This window comes from Saccharopolyspora sp., from assembly GCF_017434145.1.
GTDB lineage: Bacteria > Actinomycetota > Actinomycetes > Mycobacteriales > Pseudonocardiaceae > Saccharopolyspora_C > Saccharopolyspora_C galaxeae.
This window is the reverse complement of the sequence record NZ_JAFRFW010000303.1, coordinates 1-2,058: the sequence shown is the minus strand read 5'-3', so window position 1 is coordinate 2,058 and position 2,058 is coordinate 1. Positions and strand designations below refer to the sequence as shown.

Below are 2,058 nucleotides of genomic sequence, written 5' to 3'. Positions count from 1 at the left end.
CGGAACCTGGCGGATTTCGCACTGCCAGCAAATGGAACAAATACAACGCCTAGGGAGGCCCATCATCGCTGAACTTCTTGTTGGATGAGCTCAGCCGTGCGCCCGGCCAGCCGAATGTTCAGCAATGCGTCTTCTTCGAAGCCGCCGCCGACACGGGCCCGGACCTCCGCCGTGCCCGTGAGGCCAAGCGGCTCCCGCTCCGGTTGGCTGAACGGGGTCAACGAGCTCCCCGTCCGCTACACGCAGCAGACCCCGGCGGCGAGGATGTCTCTACAGCGGTAGCCCGGCCTTCGGGGAGAGCCACCTGGCTTCGTCGGTCTTGCGTAGAGCGGCGATGGTCGGCTGGTGCCGTTCGATATACCCGATCACCTGATCAAACATGTTGATGATCTCGTGCATCTCGCCGTGTGCCGCATACACCGCCGGGCGGCTGGTGTCGAGCTTGGTCATCAGCACGCTCACGAGGTGCCGGAACTCGTACAGGATCGAGGTGTCCACTGCCGCGTAGCAGCACAGCTCGTCGCTGACCTGGGCGGTTGTCTGCTCGCGTACGGCATTGACGGCCGCTTCAAGCGCATCGCGGGCGTGGTACAGCGTCTCAAGCGGGTGCTCAGCGGGTGCGCTCATGACGCTTCTCCTCTCCGCGCGTTGAACGCCCCATGGTGCCGCAAATGACCGCTACGACCAGGAGCACTCGGTCCTTTCACCCAGTTGGGTGACACCGCCGCCGCGACCGTTGTCGGTGGACCGCCCGCTGGGACCAGGACGATGAGCACGGCCCCGGAGGCGGCGAACCCGATCGCGCTCGCCAGGCGAACCCAGGCCCGCAACCGTGGCTTGATCGAAGCATGGGCGCGTCGGCAGAGCTCCGCTCATGCCACCAGGATACGAACGTGGTGCCGTCGATCACCGATCACGGTCATCATCGGTGGTGAACGGGGTGCGCAGCCGGTGCATGGTGCCGTCGCTCCGGTCTGCCTGCCGGTGATGACGAGGGCTCGGGGTGCTGCGGGGCCGGTCAGGTTCGAGGAACACGACGGGAGCGACGGGCCTCAGCGTGCTGGATCCATGTCCGGCGGGCGGGCATGCGCCGGGACGCTGCGGCGTGCTGCGCCGATCGACGCTGGCGGGGCCGTTCCGAGTCCGGCTGCTGGAGTGAACGGGGGAAGAAGAAGGCATGAGTCAGTCCTTTCAGGACAGAGGGCCACGCAGTGAGCGCGTGGAGCCGACGGGAGTAAGTCGGTGCCGAAGGCCGCGTGCAGCACGCTGTGCACGCAGGGCGTCGCGTTGACGGGGCGAAGCGCGAGTCCTCAGTGGATTGCGTAGGTGCGTGCGGACGCGAAGAGGTCGACCCCAGCGACATCGACGCTGGCGGCCGCGGCCAGGTCCACGAGCGTGGCCGATGGCGCGGTCAGCAGATGCGGCCAGAGCTGCTCGGCCAGCCGGGTGACTTCCGGCCCGGCGAGGTCACCGCCCACTGTGAACGTGGCCGTGGTCGTGATCGGGTGAGAGATGATGGCCCGCACCGGGCCTCCAATGCATGGTGGAAGGTCCCCACGGCCTGGCGCCGACGCGGAAAGCGTCGCTGCTGCAGGCCACAGGGCGCGTTGACGAGCCGAGTATCGGCCCGTGGCACCAGGCCTGGGCTCGACTAGGAAAGAAAAGTTCCGATGTGCAACAGGTGGCGACCAGCTGGTTGCTCACGCGCCCTGCGGGGCAGCGGCATCGCGGCGGCGCCGGTGTTGCTGCGGTAACTCCGATCGACACGTCTCAACCGCACGCAGCAGGCGGATGCGGGAACGGTGCCGACGGGACCGCAGTCCCCGGCCCGCGCAGCGCGCGAGCCGGGGAGGGTACAGCGCAACCTCAAATGGCGCGGACGAGGTCCGCCTGGGCGCCCTTGGGGCCCTGGCTGACCTCGAAGCTCACCTGCTGGTTCTCTTCGAGAGTGCGGAAGCCCGTGCCGTCGATGGCCGAGTAGTGCACGAACACGTCCGGCCCGCCCTCGTCAGGGGCGATGAAGCCGAAGCCCTTCTCCGAGTTGAACCACTTCACGGT

General features: G+C 67.5%; 3 protein-coding genes. All 3 read right to left on the bottom strand.

Going from position 1 to position 2,058, the window contains the following annotated elements; all coding sequences use genetic code 11:
* Positions 1 to 270: 270 nt before the first annotated feature.
* Complete coding sequence (locus IJH84_RS08395) at positions 271 to 627, bottom strand: hypothetical protein (RefSeq protein ID WP_200072793.1); 357 nt, start codon at positions 625 to 627, stop codon at positions 271 to 273.
* Positions 628 to 1,310: 683 nt separating this feature from the next.
* Positions 1,311 to 1,526 carry a hypothetical protein gene (locus IJH84_RS08390; protein WP_295142349.1) on the bottom strand — a complete coding sequence of 72 codons (216 nt, stop codon included), beginning with the start codon at positions 1,524 to 1,526 and terminating at the stop codon, positions 1,311 to 1,313.
* Positions 1,527 to 1,866: 340 nt separating this feature from the next.
* Positions 1,867 to 2,058: cold-shock protein (locus IJH84_RS08385; protein WP_295142346.1), on the bottom strand; the 192-nt coding region annotated here is incomplete at its 5' end.

Bases quoted from the DNA above. Each gene is read 5' to 3' on its own strand.
- IJH84_RS08395 (WP_200072793.1), bottom strand. From the start codon at position 627: ATGAGCGCACCCGCTGAGCACCCGCTTGAGACGCTGTACCACGCCCGC.